This is a genomic window from Spiribacter sp. 1M189, assembly GCF_040838345.1.
Taxonomy (GTDB): Bacteria; Pseudomonadota; Gammaproteobacteria; order Nitrococcales; family Nitrococcaceae; genus Spiribacter; species Spiribacter insolitus.
This window is the reverse complement of record NZ_JBAKFF010000001.1, coordinates 1,431,186-1,445,994: the sequence shown is the minus strand read 5'-3', so window position 1 is coordinate 1,445,994 and position 14,809 is coordinate 1,431,186. Positions and strand designations below refer to the sequence as shown.

Annotated in this window: 10 protein-coding genes; 2 read left to right on the top strand and 8 right to left on the bottom strand. The window is 66.0% G+C overall.

Translation table 11 applies throughout. The annotated features are described in order from the left end of the window. Positions 1 to 30 precede the first annotated feature (30 nt). Positions 31 to 2,070: an oligopeptidase A gene (prlC, locus tag V6X30_RS07275; protein ID WP_367983957.1), complete on the bottom strand. Its 2,040-nt coding sequence runs from the start codon at positions 2,068 to 2,070 to the stop codon at positions 31 to 33. Between the two features lie 278 nt (positions 2,071 to 2,348). On the opposite strand from prlC, the gene gorA reads away from it, so the two are divergent. Next, the gene (gene gorA, locus V6X30_RS07270; protein WP_367983956.1) at positions 2,349 to 3,713 is read left to right on the top strand and encodes a glutathione-disulfide reductase; all 1,365 of its coding nucleotides are present in this window, start codon (positions 2,349 to 2,351) and stop codon (positions 3,711 to 3,713) included. Between the two features lie 19 nt (positions 3,714 to 3,732). Continuing rightward, positions 3,733 to 4,263: a gamma carbonic anhydrase family protein gene (locus V6X30_RS07265; RefSeq protein WP_367983955.1), complete on the top strand. Its 531-nt coding sequence runs from the start codon at positions 3,733 to 3,735 to the stop codon at positions 4,261 to 4,263. On the opposite strand, the gene V6X30_RS07260 is transcribed toward V6X30_RS07265, so the two are convergent. From V6X30_RS07260 to gltB, 7 genes are all read right to left on the bottom strand, one after another. Continuing rightward, on the bottom strand, positions 4,242 to 5,483 hold the full coding sequence (locus tag V6X30_RS07260) for a cation:proton antiporter (protein ID WP_367983954.1): 1,242 nt from the start codon (positions 5,481 to 5,483) through the stop codon (positions 4,242 to 4,244). The genes V6X30_RS07265 and V6X30_RS07260 overlap by 22 nt on opposite strands. A gap of 5 nt (positions 5,484 to 5,488) precedes the next feature. Next, complete coding sequence (aroE, locus tag V6X30_RS07255) at positions 5,489 to 6,307, bottom strand: shikimate dehydrogenase (protein ID WP_367983953.1); 819 nt, start codon at positions 6,305 to 6,307, stop codon at positions 5,489 to 5,491. Positions 6,308 to 6,331: 24 nt separating this feature from the next. Then, positions 6,332 to 7,348 carry a porphobilinogen synthase gene (hemB, locus tag V6X30_RS07250; protein ID WP_367983952.1) on the bottom strand — a complete coding sequence of 339 codons (1,017 nt, stop codon included), beginning with the start codon at positions 7,346 to 7,348 and terminating at the stop codon, positions 6,332 to 6,334. 72 nt (positions 7,349 to 7,420) lie between these two features. Further along, entirely contained in the window at positions 7,421 to 7,858 is a 438-nt protein-coding gene (locus V6X30_RS07245; RefSeq protein WP_367983951.1) for a bis(5'-nucleosyl)-tetraphosphatase, read from the bottom strand. Further along, on the bottom strand, positions 7,851 to 8,915 hold the full coding sequence (gene hemE, locus V6X30_RS07240; RefSeq protein WP_367983950.1) for a uroporphyrinogen decarboxylase: 1,065 nt from the start codon (positions 8,913 to 8,915) through the stop codon (positions 7,851 to 7,853). Before hemE ends, V6X30_RS07245 begins: the two co-directional genes overlap by 8 nt. A 12-nt stretch (positions 8,916 to 8,927) precedes the next feature. Beyond that, positions 8,928 to 10,334: an FAD-dependent oxidoreductase gene (locus V6X30_RS07235; RefSeq protein ID WP_367983949.1), complete on the bottom strand. Its 1,407-nt coding sequence runs from the start codon at positions 10,332 to 10,334 to the stop codon at positions 8,928 to 8,930. Positions 10,335 to 10,341: 7 nt separating this feature from the next. Next, positions 10,342 to 14,805, bottom strand: a complete 4,464-nt coding sequence (gene gltB / locus V6X30_RS07230; protein ID WP_367983948.1) for a glutamate synthase large subunit — start codon at positions 14,803 to 14,805, stop codon at positions 10,342 to 10,344. Positions 14,806 to 14,809: the final 4 nt, after the last annotated feature.

Sequence of the window (14,809 nt, the reverse complement as noted above, 5' to 3'; positions counted from 1 at the left end):
TAGTGCCGGGTGCTTTGATCGTGGGTGTCCTCAGGCGGCAAGCCCGCTCGCCCGAAGCAGCGGCTCGATACTCGGCTCGCGGCCCCGGAAGTCGCGAAAGAGCTTGGCGGCATCCTCCGAGCCGCCCCGCTCGAGAATGTGCTCGAGGAAAGCGCGGCCGGTGACGGGATTGAAGATGCCCTCTTCGGTGAAGCGGGCGAAGGCATCCGCCGAGAGCACCTCCGCCCACTTGTAGCTGTAGTAGCCCGCGGCATAGCCGCCGGCGAAGATGTGCGCAAAGCTGTTGGGAAAGCGGTTGAAGGCCGGTGGCCGCACCACGGCGACCTGGTCGCGCACGGCCTCGAGCAGTGCGAGGATCCGTTCACCAACCGCCCGGTCGTGCTCGACATGCAGTCGCAGGTCGAACAGCGAGAATTCGAGCTGACGCACCATCTGCATGGCGGCCTGGAAGTTGCGGGCCTCGGTCATGCGTGCGAAGAGCGCCTCGGGAATGGGCTCGCCGGTCTCGTGGTGGCGAGCGAAGAGATCCAGCGCCTCCCGCTCCCAGCACCAGTTCTCGAGAAACTGGCTCGGCAGTTCCACCGCGTCCCAGGCCACGCCATTTATGCCGGCAACGCTGGCGGCATTCACCTGCGTGAGCATGTGGTGCAGGCCATGGCCGAATTCATGAAATAGCGTCTCGACCTCGCCGTGGGTGATGAGCGCCGGCTGACCGTCAACGGGCGGCGTGAAGTTGCAGGTCAAGAATGCCACCGGCGTCTGCAGTCGCCCGTCGTGGGCCATCCGACCCCGGGCCGTGGCCATCCAGGCACCACCGCGTTTGTGGGCGCGGGCATAGAGATCGGTGTAGAACTGTCCGCGCAGGTCTCCCTCGCCGTCATGGATTTCGTAGAAGCGCACATCCGGGTGCCAGGTCTCGACGTCATCGCGCTCGACGATATGGATACCGAACAGCCGCTCGACCACCGCGAACAGTCCCGCCATCACTCGGTCGGCCTGGAACCAGGGTCGCAGATCCTCGGGTGAGAGCTGATAACGGGCCTCGCGCAGCCGTTCGCTGTAATAGCCCACGTCCCAGGCCTCGAGTACCTCCAGGCCGTCGCGTTCCCGGGCAAAGGCGAGCAGTTCCGTGTATTCCCGCTCCGCCACGGGTTTCGCGCGCCCCGCGAGATCCTCCAGAAAGGCGACGACCTGCGCGGCGGAATCCGCCATCTTCGGCGCCAGCGAGAGCTCCGCGTAATTCGGATACCCCAGGATCTCGGCCTGCTCCTGCCGCAGATCCAGTATCTCCGCCATGATGGGGTGGTTGTCCCAGCGTCCGGCATGGGGTCCGGTATCCGAGGCCCGGGTGGTGAAGGCCTCGTAGACCTCGCGACGCAGTTCATGGCCATGGGCGTGGGCCAGAACGGCCTGCACCACCGGCATGTCGAGGCTGATGCGCCAGCCGTCGACACCAGCCTGCCGGGCGTTCTGCTGCATCACGCCCAGGGCGCTTTCCGGGATGCCGGCCAGTTCCTCGCGATCGGTCGTGTCGCGGTGCCAGGCATCCGTGGCATCCAGCAGGTTTTCCTGGAACTTCGAGGAGAGTTCGGCCAGACGCGCGGCGATCGCCGCGTAGCGACGCTTGGCGCTGTCCTCAAGGGCGACGCCAGCCAGCTCGAAGTCACGCAGGGCATTGTCCACGGTCTGGCGCTGATCCTGCTCCAGGCGCTCGTAGTCGTCGCTCTCGCGCAGCTCGCGAAAGGCGCCGTAAAGTGCCGCGTTCTGACCCATCTCCGTGTGATAGGCGGACAGCAGCGGCAGGCAGGCGTTGTAGGCCTCGCGCAGGGCCTCGCTGTTCATCACGGCGTTAAGGTGCGAGACCGGTGACCAGACCTTCTCGAGCCGGTCTTCAAGCCGTTCGAGTGGCGCGACCAGGCTCTGCCAGGTATGCGGCGCGCTATCGGCGGTGATCTCGTCAATGGCGGCGCGATTGTCCGCAAGCACCTGTTCCACGGCGGGCTGGATGTGCTCGGGGCGAATCTCCGAGAAGCGCGGCAGGCCGGATTCAGCGAGCAATGGATTGGTCATGATGATGCCGTTGTGCTCCGTGCGTCGGTGAGGAAGTTCCCCGTGTTCGATAACCGGCAGGGTAGCCGATGCGGATCAGGATATTCGAGCCGGAACCCGGGGCGGAAGTTCGACGGGGTCGCTTCCGGGCGTTAATAATGTCCATGGCCTCACCGCTGTCTGATCCGAGGGCGGAGTCCTGAGCCAGGGCGGCACGCATTGATTGCGGTCGATAGGCCACGCGTACGTGGCTCTGCCAGAATGGTGGCGGAGACATTCATCGACAGCAGGAGCCGGGAATGAGCGGCGAGCAAAACCAGTATGATCTGATCTGCATTGGCGGCGGCAGCGGCGGGATCGCCACCGCTCGACGCGCGGCCGCGCACGGAGCCCGCTGTGCGGTCGTCGAATCGGCCCGTCTCGGGGGGACCTGCGTGAATGTGGGCTGCGTGCCGAAAAAGGTCATGTGGCAGGCGGCGCATGCCGCCGAGGTCATGGAGCGCGCCGGCGACTACGGCTTCAGTGGCGTCAGTCCCCGTCTCGACTGGTCAGCGCTGGTCGCGGCCCGGGATGCCTACATCGAGCGCCTCAACGGCATTTACGACCGTAACCTGGGCAACTCCGGCGTGGACACCATCCGCGGTCATGCCCGCTTCGTCGACCCGCATACCGTGGAAGTGAACGGCGAGCGCTATCGAGCCGAGCGCTTTGTGATCGCCACCGGTGGCGTACCCGGTCGGCCGGGTATCCCCGGCGGTGACCTCGGTATCGACTCCGACGGGTTCTTCGAGATGGCCGACCGCCCCGAGAAAGTGGCTGTCGTGGGTGCCGGTTATATCGCGGTGGAGCTTGCCGGGGTGCTGCATCAGTTGGGCAGCGACGTCCAGCTGGTGGTGCGGCGGGAACGCCCCCTGCGCGACTTTGACGAGGCCATTCAGAACGCCTACGTCGACGCCATCGGCCAGCATGGACCCACCCTGGTGAATCATTTCACCCCGGTGGGCCTGGAGGCCGCCTGGGGCGGTTATGCATTGCATGCCGAGGATGGCCGCAGTCTGGAAGGACTGGACCAGGTGATCTGGGCGGTGGGTCGCCTCCCCAATACCGACGGACTCGGCCTGGAGGCGGCCGGAGTGCGGCTGAGCGAGCAGGGCACGATACCGGTGGACGACTGGCAGGCCAGCAATCAGCCGCATATCTTTGCGCTCGGTGACGTGACGGATAACCCCTATCCGCTCACGCCCGTGGCGATCGCTGCCGGGCGCCGGCTGGCGGATCGGCTCTGGGGCGGGCAGAGCGATCGCCGGCTCGAGTATCGCGATGTGCCGACGGTGGTTTTCACCCACCCCCCGATCGGGACCGTTGGCCTCACCGAGGCCGACGCGCGCGCTCGCTACGGCGATGCCGTGCGTGTCTATCAGACCGGCTTCGTGCCCATGGACTTCGCGCTCTCGCCGGCCGAGGCGAAGCAGCGCAGCACCATGAAGCTGGTCTGCGTGGGCGAAGAAGAGCGCGTGGTCGGCATCCACCTTTTCGGTGTCGGCAGTGATGAGATGCTGCAGGGCTTTGCGGTGGCGCTTCGCATGGGCGCGACCAAGCAGGATCTCGATGACACCGTGGCCATTCATCCGACCAGCGCCGAAGAGCTGGTCACCATGACGTGATGCGTCACGGAGACAATCGATGATCGAGGCCTATCAGGGGATTTACCCCGGCATCCCGGCGTCGGCGTTCGTCCATGAGAGCGCCGTGGTGATCGGTGATGTCACCCTCGGGGATTCCGTATCGGTCTGGCCAACGGCGGTGTTGCGCGGCGACGTCCACCGCATCGAGATCGGCGCGGGCAGTAACATTCAGGATGGCAGCATTGTGCATGTCGCCCACGAGGGGCCCTACCAGTCCGGCTATCCCGCCATCGTCGGCGAGTCGGTCACGGTGGGCCATCGCGCGGTCATCCATGCCTGTCGGATCGGCAGCCGGGTGCTGGTGGGCATGGGGGCGATGGTGCTGGATGGGGCGGTGGTCGAGGACGAGGTCATCCTCGGCGCTGGCGCCCTTGTGCCGCCGGGCAAGCACCTGGCCGGCGGGCAACTCTACCTGGGAAGTCCGGCGCGGCCAGTCCGGGCACTGACGGAGACGGAACGCCAGCAACTGGCCTACTCGGCAAGTCATTACATGCGGCTGATGGATCGTCACCGCGAGGATCGGGACTGACCCCGTCCGGCACCCCCGTTCTCGAGCATGTGCTGGACCATACTGGGCGTCACCGCGCAGGTGATCAGGGTGACCATGGTCATCGCGCCGTAGAGCGCTGGTGGGACGACATCGTCGCCATAACGGCCGGCCTGGTCGACGATGACCATGGCGATTTCCGCGCGCGGCACCATGCTCATGCCAATGACCAGGGCGCTGCCTTTGGGCGCCGTCCATAAGGCCGGAAGGGCCGTTCCAATGAATTTGCCCGCCACCGCGGCGATCAGCAGAATGCCGCCGGCGCCCAGCGCCCCCGCCAGCGCCGCCGGCTCGAGCTTGATGCCGATACCAATGAAGAAAAACGGCGCCAGGAAGTCGTAGAGCACGATATAGGCGCGATCCTGGCGAACCCGGCGGGGTGCCTTGCTGAAAACCAATCCGGCAAACAGGGCACCCACGGCGAGGGAGAAGCCGAGCATGCCGGCGAGGGCGGCGATCAGGCTGCCGATGGCCACCACAATGAGCATCCGCGCCGGCGAGCGTTCGCGCGTGGCAAGCAAGCGTGCCAGCGGCGGTTCAAGCCAGTGCGCAAAAAGCCAGCAGGCGACGCTGAAGGCGGCGAGGCTGGCCAGGAGGCTGACGGTGGTCATGCCCACGCCCGGCCAGTCAATGGCACCGCCCGCACTCAGCGTCGGGATAAGGCTGATGAGAAGCGCCATCAGCACGACGCCGGAAATGTCATCCAGTTCGGCGACATCCAGCACCAGCGAACCCCGGTCGCTACGCAGGGCCCCAGCCGCCTGCCAGGGTGGTAGCGAAACACCGATGCTGGTGGCCGTCAGCGCGACGCCCGCGACCAAGGCCGGAATCGGCTCGAATCCGGCCCAGCGGGCGGCGGTGTAGCCGGCGACACCTGAGATCATCACGCTCACCGCCCAGATCAGGCTGGCGCCGGGCAGCTTTTCCAGCAGTCGATAAGGATCACTGCCGAGGCCGACCCGGAACAGTAGGGCGACCAGACCGAGTGCCGCCAGTAGTTCGAAGGCGGCCAGCACGGTCGGCTGGAGGATTGGCAGGACGCCGTCGGTGAGACGCAGGCCGAGACCGATGAGGATATAGCCCACTAGCGGCGGCAGCTTGATGCGCTCGCAGAGGTGGCGGAGGACGACCGCGAGCAGGGTGGCGCCACCCACCAGGAGCACCAATAGCGCATCCGGCGTCGCGTTGGCCTCCCAGGCCATGGGGATCAGGGCCGGGTGTCGTGGCGCAGTGTCTCGATCACGGATTCCGTGCTGGGCCTGATACGGCGCCAGAGCTCGAATGCGCCGGCCGCCTGCTCCACCAGCATGCCCAGGCCGTCGCGGACGCGAAAGGCACCATGACGCTCCGCCCAGCGCAGGAACGGTGTCGGCTCGGCGCCGTAGAGCATGTCGTAGGCCGTGGCGCCGTCGCTGACGATGCTCTCGGGCAGGTCGGGCACTTCGCCCTCGAGCCCGCTGGAGGTGGCATTGATCACCACCTCAAAGCGCTCGCCCTCGAGGGCATCCAGACCGCAGCCCTCGATATTGCCGATGTCATCGAACGCCTTGGCCAGCACCCTTGCCCGGTCGGCAGTCCGGTTGGCAATCACCAGGCTGGCCGGCTGCTCGGCAAGCAGCGGGCCGAGGACACCCCGCGCTGCGCCCCCCGCCCCGACGACGAGAAGGCGTTTGCCGGCGAGCCCGACGCCCAGGTTGTTACGCAGGTCGTTGATCAGCCCCTCGCCATCGGTGTTGTCACCGTAGAGGATTTCGCCGCAGACCAGCGTGTTGACTGCGCCAGCCCGCTCGGCCCGCTCGCTGCGCTGATCGGCCAGTGACCAGGCTTCCTCCTTGAACGGTACCGTGACGTTGGCCCCGTGGCCGCCCTCTTCACGAAAGCTTTGCAGGGCGTCGGCAAATCCGTCCAGCGGCGGTTCGCGGCGCTCGTATTCAATCTGTTGGGCGGTCTCCTCGGCGAACATCCGGTGGATGCGAGGCGAGAGGGAGTGCCCGACGGGATGGCCGAAAACGGCATAGAGATCCATGTTCACCTCCGTATGTGGACGGTCTCAGCGGTCGGCGAGCCAGCCGGCCACTTCCCGCGCGAAATAAGTCAGGATGGCGTCGGCGCCGGCCCGCTTGAAACCCAGCAGCGCCTCCATCACGCAGGCCCTGCGCTCCAGCCAGCCCTGCTCGAAGGCGGCGTTCAGCATGGCGTATTCGCCGCTGACCTGATACGCGAATGTCGGCACGTCGAAGTGCTCCCGGACCCGGCGAATGACGTCGAGGTAGGGCATGCCGGGCTTGATCATGACCATGTCGGCGCCCTCCGCGAGGTCCATTCCGACCTCGCGGAGCGCCTCCGCGCCGTTGCCCGGATCCATCTGGTAGGTGCGTTTGTCGCCGCTGCCCAGGTTGCCGGCCGATCCCACGGCATCACGGAACGGGCCATAAAAGGCCGAGGCGTACTTTGCGGCGTAGGCGAGAATGCGGGTCTCGGAATAGCCGTCTGCCTCAAGGGCGGCGCGGATGGCCGCAACGCGTCCATCCATCATGTCGGAGGGCGCCACGATATCGGCTCCCGCCTCGGCGTGCGAGCGGGCCTGGCGGACCAGCGCCTCGAGCGTGATGTCGTTGGCGACATAGCCGGCTTCATCGAGGAGTCCGTCCTGACCATGGCGGGTGAACGGGTCCAGAGCGACATCGGTGATGACGGCCATTTCCGGCACGCGTGACTTGATCGCCCGGACGGCGCGTTGTGCGAGCCCCTGCGGATTCCAGGCCTCGGCGGCATCGTCACTTTTGGCCTCGTCAGGCGTGACCGGGAACAGGGTCATGGCTGGGATGCCGAGCCCGGCCAGCGTCTCGGCTTCCGCCGCCACCCGATCGATGCTCATGCGCTCGACGCCGGGCATGGAGGGGACCGCTTCGGTTCGGTCCGTCCCCTCGATGACGAATACCGGCTGGATCAGATCATCGACGCTCAGTTGGTTCTCTCGCACCAGTCGTCGGGTGGCTTCGTCGCGGCGCAGGCGCCTCGGACGAGTCGCCGGGTAACCGAGTCCGGTGACGGGATCGTGCTTCACGGTGGTCTCCTGCTCCAATCCAGTACAAGGGCCAGTATGCCGCTGAGGAGGCGGCATGCCCAAGAGGGAAGATCAGTTGGCGGGGGTCGGCGGGAGCCGCTCCAGGGCCCAGTCGAGCACCTGGCGTACGCGGGGCGCGGTGAGTCGATAGGCCGTGCGACGGTCAACCCATCGCCATTCGTGATGCTCTGGGGTGCCCAGCTCGGGCGCGATTCCAAGGATGACCTCCCGTGTGGTGGTCTCCGCCAGGTAATACCGCGCGACCTTGCCACGGGCGTAGGGCCCGGTTTCGGTGTAGTCCTCGCCCCAGTTGAACTGCAGATCGGTAATGCCGGTCTCTTCGGTCACCTCGCGACGGGCCGCCTGCAGAGGGGTTTCCCCGTCTTCTGTCCGGCCCTTCGGGAAATCCCAGTACTGATAGGCCCGCAGCAGCAGGAACCGCCATTCCCCGCCCTCGGCGCGCACGATGACGACACCGGCGGAGAGGATGCGCGGCTTTTTCCTACCCATGCCAGGCTGGGCTCAGGTTCTTGACGGCTTCGACCATGGCGGCGACATGATCCGGCGGGATCTGCGGATGGACGCCATGGCCGAGGTTGAAGACGTGACCGCTGCCATGGCCGTATTCCGCTAGTACCCGGCCAACCTCGCGCTCGATCACCTCGGGACCCGCATAAAGGATACTGGGGTCGAGATTGCCCTGCAGAGCGACCCGATCACCCACCCGCCGGCGGGCTTCAGTCATTGACAGGGTCCAGTCCACGCCAAGGGCATCGGCGCCGCATTCGGCGATGCGCTCGAGCCAGATCCCACCGCCCTTGGTGAAGAAAATGACCGGGATCCGGCGTCCGTCGCGCTCCCGGATCAGCCCGTCGGTGATCTGCTGCGCGAACGCCAGGGAAAAACGCGGATAGGCATCGTGGGCCAGCGCGCCGCCCCAGGTGTCAAAAATCATCAGTGCCTGCGCTCCGGCTTCGACCTGGGCGTTGAGATAGGCGGTCACCGCAGCGGCAATTTTACCCAGCAGGCGCTCCAGCACCGCCGGCTGGTCATAGGCGAGGGCCTTGATATGCCGGAAGTCCTTGCTGCTGCCGCCCTCCACCATGTAGGTGGCCAGCGTCCAGGGGCTACCCGAGAAGCCGATCAGCGGCACCCGTCCGTTGAGTTCGCGGCGGATCAGGCTGACCGCATCGGTGACGTAGCGAAGCTCGCTGTCCACATCGGGCACCGGAAGCGCATCCACGGCCGCCGCATCACGGATGGTGGTCTCGAAACGCGGCCCTTCACCCGGCTCGAAGTAGAGCCCGAGGCCCATGGCGTCGGGTACGGTCAGGATGTCGGAGAAGAGGATGGCCGCATCCAGTTCGAAACGCCGGAGTGGCTGCAGGGTGACCTCGCAGGCGAGCGCCGGGTTCTGGCACAGGTTCATGAAGCTGCCGGCCTGAGCCCGGATTTCCCGGTACTCGGGCAGATAGCGTCCCGCCTGGCGCATGATCCAGACTGGCGTGCGGTCCACCGGCTCGCGGGCCAACGCGCGAAGGAATCGGTCGTTCTGCAGTTCGCTCATCCGGCGTCGGTCCTATACGCCCATGTAGGCGAGCATACCCTTGGCGGCCTCGCGGCCTTCCCAGACGGCGGTGACCACCAGGTCGGAGCCGCGCACCATGTCGCCCCCGGCGAAGACGTTGGGGTTGTCGGTCTGGAAGGGGTGCTTGCCGCCCTTCTTGACCTTGACGCGCTCCCGCTCATCGACAGCGATGCCATGCTCGTCGAACCACTCGGGGGGATCCGGACGGAAGCCGAAGGCCATGACAACCCGGTCGGCGGGGATGATCTCCTCGCTGCCGGGGACCGCCTCGGGCCGGCGTCGGCCCCGCTCATCCGGCGCACCCAGGCGGGTTTCTACTACCTTGACGCCTTCCACCCGACCATCGCCGACAATCTCCACCGGCTGGCGGTTGAAGCGGAAATCGACACCTTCTTCGCGGGCGTTGTAAACCTCGCGCCGTGAGCCGGGCATGTTCTGCTCGTCGCGCCGATAGGCACAGGTCACGCTGGCCGCGCCCTGTCTCAGGGCAGTGCGGTTGCAATCCATGGCCGTGTCGCCACCACCCAGCACTACGACGCGCTGGTCGGCCATGTCGACGTAATCGGCTGGATCCCTCTCGAAGCCCATCAGGCGATTGATGTTGGAGACCAGATAGGGGAGGGCCTCGTAGACGCCATCCATGTCCTCGCCGGGGAAGCCGCCGCGCATGGTCGTGTAGGTCCCCATGCCCAGGAAAACGGCATCAAAGTCGCGCTCCAGCTCCTCGTAGGTGATATCGGTGCCGATATTCACGCCAAGTCGGAACTCCACGCCCATGTATTCCATGATCTCGCGGCGCTTGGCGATGATCTCTTTTTCAAGCTTGAATGGCGGGATGCCGAAGGTCAGCAGACCACCGATCTCCGGGTAGCGGTCGAAGACCACTGCCTCGACCCCGTTGCGCACCAGGATATCGGCGGCTCCGAGGCCCGCTGGCCCGGCGCCCACAACCGCGACCCGTCGCCCGGTCGGCACGACGCCGGACATGTCCGGTCGCCAGCCCTGTTTGAAGGCCTCGTCGGTGATGTATTTCTCCACCGAACCGATGGTGACCGCACCGAAACCGTCGTTGAGCGTACAGGCCCCCTCGCACAGCCGATCCTGCGGACAGACGCGACCGCAGACCTCCGGCAGGCTGTTGGTCTTGTGGGAGAGCTCGGCGGCCTCGAAGAGGTTGCCCTCAGCGATCAGCTTGAGCCAGTTGGGGATGTAATTATGGACCGGGCATTTCCACTCGCAGTAGGGATTGCCGCACTCCACGCAGCGGTCCGCCTGGGCCGCTGCATGCTCGCTGCTGAAGTCGCCGTAGATTTCGGTGAACTTCTGGACCCGTGCCCGCGCCGGCTCTTTTTCGGTGTCCTGGCGGGGGACGTCAATGAACTGGAAGTAGTTACCCATAACGTGCTCAAGCTGCCTGGCGCAGCGTGCTCAGTACCTCATTGATATCGGCGGCCCGTGGCTTCACGAGCCAGAAGCAGCCGACGTAATCGCGGAAGTTATCGAGGATCTCCTGACCCCAGCGGGAGCCGGTCTCGTCGACGAACTCGGCAATCGTCTCGCGAAGGAATTCGCGGTGCGCTGTCATCGGCTCGGTCTGGATGCGCCGGATGTCGATGAGCTCGTGGTTGTAGCGATCGACGAACTGGTTCTCCATATCCAGTACGAAGGCGATTCCGCCGGTCATACCGGCACCGAAGTTCAGCCCGGTGGAGCCGAGGACGCAGACGACGCCGTCGGTCATGTACTCGCAACCGTGGTCGCCCACGCCCTCCACGACCGCATGCGCGCCGGAATTGCGCACGGCAAATCGTTCCCCGGCCAGGCCGGCGGCAAACAGTTTGCCGCCGGTAGCGCCATAGAGGCATGTGTTGCCGATGATGGTGGTCTCATGACTCGCGAATTGACTCTCCTGCGGCGGCCGGATCACCAGCTTGCCGCCGGCCATTCCCTTGCCCACGTAGTCGTTGGCATCGCCGTGCAGGAACATCTCCAGGCCGCCGGCGTTCCATACGCCGAAGCTCTGTCCGGCGCTGCCCTTCAGGTGCAGCCGCAGCGGCGAGCCGCTCATGCCCAGGTTGCCGTGGCGCAGGGCGATCTCGCCGGAGAGGCGAGCGCCGATGGAGCGGTCGTCATTGCGGACCGAGTACTCGAAGTCTCCCCCCGTGGCCGCCTCGATGGTGGGGAGGGCATCGGCCACCATGCGCTCAGCCAGCTCGCCCCGATCGAAGGGAACGTTGCTCGGCGTCATGCAGTGTGTGGGCAGTGACGTGTCCAGTCCGCCATCGGAGAGGATCGGACTCAGATCGAGCTTGGCCTGACGGGCGGTTTCGGGTTCACGCTGCTCGAGCAGATCGAGCCGACCGATGAGCTCCTCCAGGGAACGCACGCCCAGCCTCGCCAGCCATTCGCGCGTTTCCATCGCGACGAAGGTGAAGAAGTTCGCCACCCGCTCGGGCGTGCCGATGAAATGCTTCATGCGAAGCACCTTCTCCTGTGTCGCGACACCGGTGGGACAGTTGTTGAGATGGCAGACACGCAGGTACTTGCACCCCATCGCCACCATCGGTGCGGTGCCGAAGCCGAAGCTCTCGGCACCCAGGATGGCCGCCTTGATGACGTCCAGCCCGGTCTTCAGGCCGCCGTCGGTCTGCAGCCGGATCTTGTCGCGCAGATCGTTGGCACGCAGCGTCTGGTGGGTCTCGGTCAGCCCGAGCTCCCAGGGGGTACCGGCATACTTCACCGAAGTCAGCGGGCTGGCACCCGTGCCGCCGTCGTAACCGGAAATGGTGATGAGATCGGCATAGGCCTTGGCCACGCCGGCCGCCACGGTACCGACACCGGGTTCGGCAACCAGCTTCACCGAGACCAGCGCCTCGGGGTTGACCTGCTTGAGGTCGTAGATGAGCTGCGCCAGATCCTCAATGGAGTAGATGTCGTGGTGCGGCGGCGGCGAGATCAACGCGACCCCGGGCTTGGAGTAGCGCAGCCGGGCAATCATCTCATTGACCTTGTGGCCGGGCAGCTGCCCGCCCTCACCGGGCTTGGCCCCCTGAGCGACCTTGATCTGCAGGACCTCGGCGTTGCGCAGGTAATGCGGTGTGACACCGAACCGGCCCGATGCGACCTGCTTGATCTTGGACATGCGCTCGTTGCCGAAGCGATGCGCGTCCTCGCCGCCTTCGCCGGAGTTGGAGCGGCCGCCGAGGCGGTTCATGGCGATGGACAGCGCCTCGTGCGCCTCCGGCGAGAGCGCGCCCAGTGACATGCCGGCGGAGTCGAAGCGCTTGAGGATGTTCTCCAGCGGCTCGACCTCGTCCAGCGGAATGGCTTCGGTCTCACGGACGCACAGCAGATCGCGAAGCGCTGCCACCGGCCGGGTGTTGACTGTTTCGGCGTAGACCTTGTAGCGCTCGTAATCGCCGCTATAGGCCGCCTCCTGGAGCGCCGCCACCACGTCGGGGTTGTAGGCGTGGTACTCACCCCCATGGACATACTTGAGCAGGCCGCCCTGGGTCAGCGCCTGACTGCGGCGCCAGGCATTCTCGTGCAGGGTGCGCTGGTCTTCCTCGAGGTCGGCGAAGTCTGCGCCCTGGATGCGGGATGTCGTGCCGTTGAAGCACAGATCCACCACATCATCACTCATGCCGACGATCTCGAACAGCTGGGCCCCGCGATAGCTGGTGATCGTGGAAATGCCCATCTTGGAGAGGATCTTGTAGAGCCCCTTGTTCAGGCCCTTGCGGTAGTTCCGCAGCAGATCCGCCAGCTCGGCGCCCTTGATCTCACCGGTGCGCAGCTGGTCCTGGACGACGTCGTAGGCCAGATAGGGATAGACCGCGGTGGCGCCATAACCGATCAGAACGGCGCATTCGTGGCTGTTGCGGGCCGTGCCCGTTTCGATCACCAGGTTGGTGTCGCAGCGCAGACCCGTGCGGACCAGGTGGTGGTGCACCGCGCCGGTGGCCAGTAGGGCATGCACCGGGATCCGCTCGCGGCTGAGCGCTCGATCGGAGAGCACCAGCAGGCTGGCGCCGTTGCGCACGGCATTGGCGGCCTCCTCGCGGATGGCCTCGACAGCAGCGCGCAGATCGCCGTCGGCCGGGTAGCTCAGGTCGATGCGATGGACCCGTTCCGCGTCCTCATGCTCGTCGAGCAGACCAAGGAACTTGCCATCAGAGAGGATGGGGGAGTCCAGCACAAGGCGCCTGGCGTGATCCTCGACCTCCTCGAACAGGTTCTTCTCCGGTCCGAATACGGTCTCCAGCGACATCACGATCTGCTCACGGAGCGGGTCGATGGCCGGGTTCGTGACCTGGGCGAACTGCTGGCGGAAGTTGTCGTAGAGCGGGCGGACCTGCTTCGAGAGCACGGGCATGGGGGTGTCGTCCCCCATGGAGCCCACGGCTTCCTGGCCGCCCTGAGCCAGCGCCCGGGTGACGATGTCGCGCTCTTCGAAAGTCACGCCGAACTGTTTCTGGTAGACGTCCAGCCTGTGCGGATCCATGGGCTCGCGCGCCGCACCCGCCTTCAGGCGTGACGGCACATCCCGGGAGTGCTCGGCCAGCCAGCGCTTGTAGGGGGCCCGATTCTTGAGACGCTCGTCGATGGTCTCCGGCAGCAGGAGCTCGCCGGTCTCGGTGTCGGCGGCCAGCATTTCGCCCGGTCGCAGGCGGCCTTTCTGGACCACGTCGGCGGGGTCGTAGTCCCAGACGCCCACTTCCGAGGCCAGTGTGATATGCCGGTCCTTCGTGATCACCCAGCGCGCCGGCCGCAGGCCGTTGCGATCAAGCGCGCAGGCGGCATGCCGGCCATCGGTGAGCACGATGCCCGCCGGCCCATCCCAGGGCTCGATGTGCTGGGAGTGGAATTCGTAGAACGCCCGCAGGTCCGCATCCATCGTCTCAACGTTCTGCCAGGCCGGCGGGATCAGCAGCCGCAGCGCGCGGAAGATGTCCATGCCGCCGGTGATGAGCACATCCAGCATGTTGTCGAGGCTGGAGGAGTCGGACCCGGTGAGGTTGACCAGCGGCTGGATGGCCTCGATGTCGGGCAGCAGGGGCGTGTTGAAACGGTACGCCCTCGCCAGGGCCCAGTTGCGGTTGCCCTGGATGGTGTTGATCTCGCCGTTGTGGGCGAGATACCGGAACGGCTGTGCCAGCCGCCACTGCGGCAGCGTGTTGGTGGAGAAGCGCTGATGGAAGACCGCCAGCGACGTCTCCAGCGTCGGATCCTGCAGATCCTTGTAGAAGACCGGCAGGTTCTCCGGCATCACCAGCCCCTTGTAGGACAGCACGCGGCCCGACAGGCTGGGGATATAGAAGTCCTCATCATGGCCGTCCAGCGCCTTTTCAGCCCGCCGCCGGGCCATGAAAAGCCGCCGCTCGAACTCCGGCTCGTCCATGCCCGTCGGGGCATTGACGAAGACCTGGGCGATCGCCGGCAACGTCGCCAGCGCCTGCTCGCCGCATGCGCTGGTGTCCACGGGAACCTCCCGCCAGCCGGCCGCCGGCACCTCGTAGTGCGCCAGGGCTTCCTCGAGCACCGACCGGGTGTGGCCGGCGATGTATTCATCCTCGGATAGAAAGACGCAGCCGGCCGCGAAATGCTCTGCGAGCTCGACGCCCTCGGCATCCGCGGCGCGCCGCAGGAAGGCCACCGGCGGCTTGATGAGGAGTCCGCAACCATCTCCGCTCTTGCCATCGGCCGCCACGGCGCCGCGATGGGTTAAACGGGCGAGTGCCGAGATGGCCGTTTCCAGCAGCCAGTGACTCGGTTGGCCATCCATGTGTGCAATGAGGCCGAAGCCGCAGTTGTCACGTTCAAACTCTGGCCGGTAAAGCGTCGGGGCGTTAAAGGGTAGTTGCCTCACGCGA

Excerpts from the sequence above, each read along its gene's own strand:
- prlC (WP_367983957.1), bottom strand. The coding sequence starts at position 2,070 with ATGACCAATCCATTGCTCGCTGAATCCGGCCTGCCGCGCTTCTCGGAG.
- gorA (WP_367983956.1), top strand. The coding sequence starts at position 2,349 with ATGAGCGGCGAGCAAAACCAGTATGATCTGATCTGCATTGGCGGCGGC.
- V6X30_RS07265 (WP_367983955.1), top strand. The coding sequence starts at position 3,733 with ATGATCGAGGCCTATCAGGGGATTTACCCCGGCATCCCGGCGTCGGCG.
- V6X30_RS07260 (WP_367983954.1), bottom strand. The coding sequence starts at position 5,483 with ATGGCCTGGGAGGCCAACGCGACGCCGGATGCGCTATTGGTGCTCCTG.
- aroE (WP_367983953.1), bottom strand. The coding sequence starts at position 6,307 with ATGGATCTCTATGCCGTTTTCGGCCATCCCGTCGGGCACTCCCTCTCG.
- V6X30_RS07245 (WP_367983951.1), bottom strand. The coding sequence starts at position 7,858 with ATGGGTAGGAAAAAGCCGCGCATCCTCTCCGCCGGTGTCGTCATCGTG.
- hemE (WP_367983950.1), bottom strand. The coding sequence starts at position 8,915 with ATGAGCGAACTGCAGAACGACCGATTCCTTCGCGCGTTGGCCCGCGAG.
- V6X30_RS07235 (WP_367983949.1), bottom strand. The coding sequence starts at position 10,334 with ATGGGTAACTACTTCCAGTTCATTGACGTCCCCCGCCAGGACACCGAA.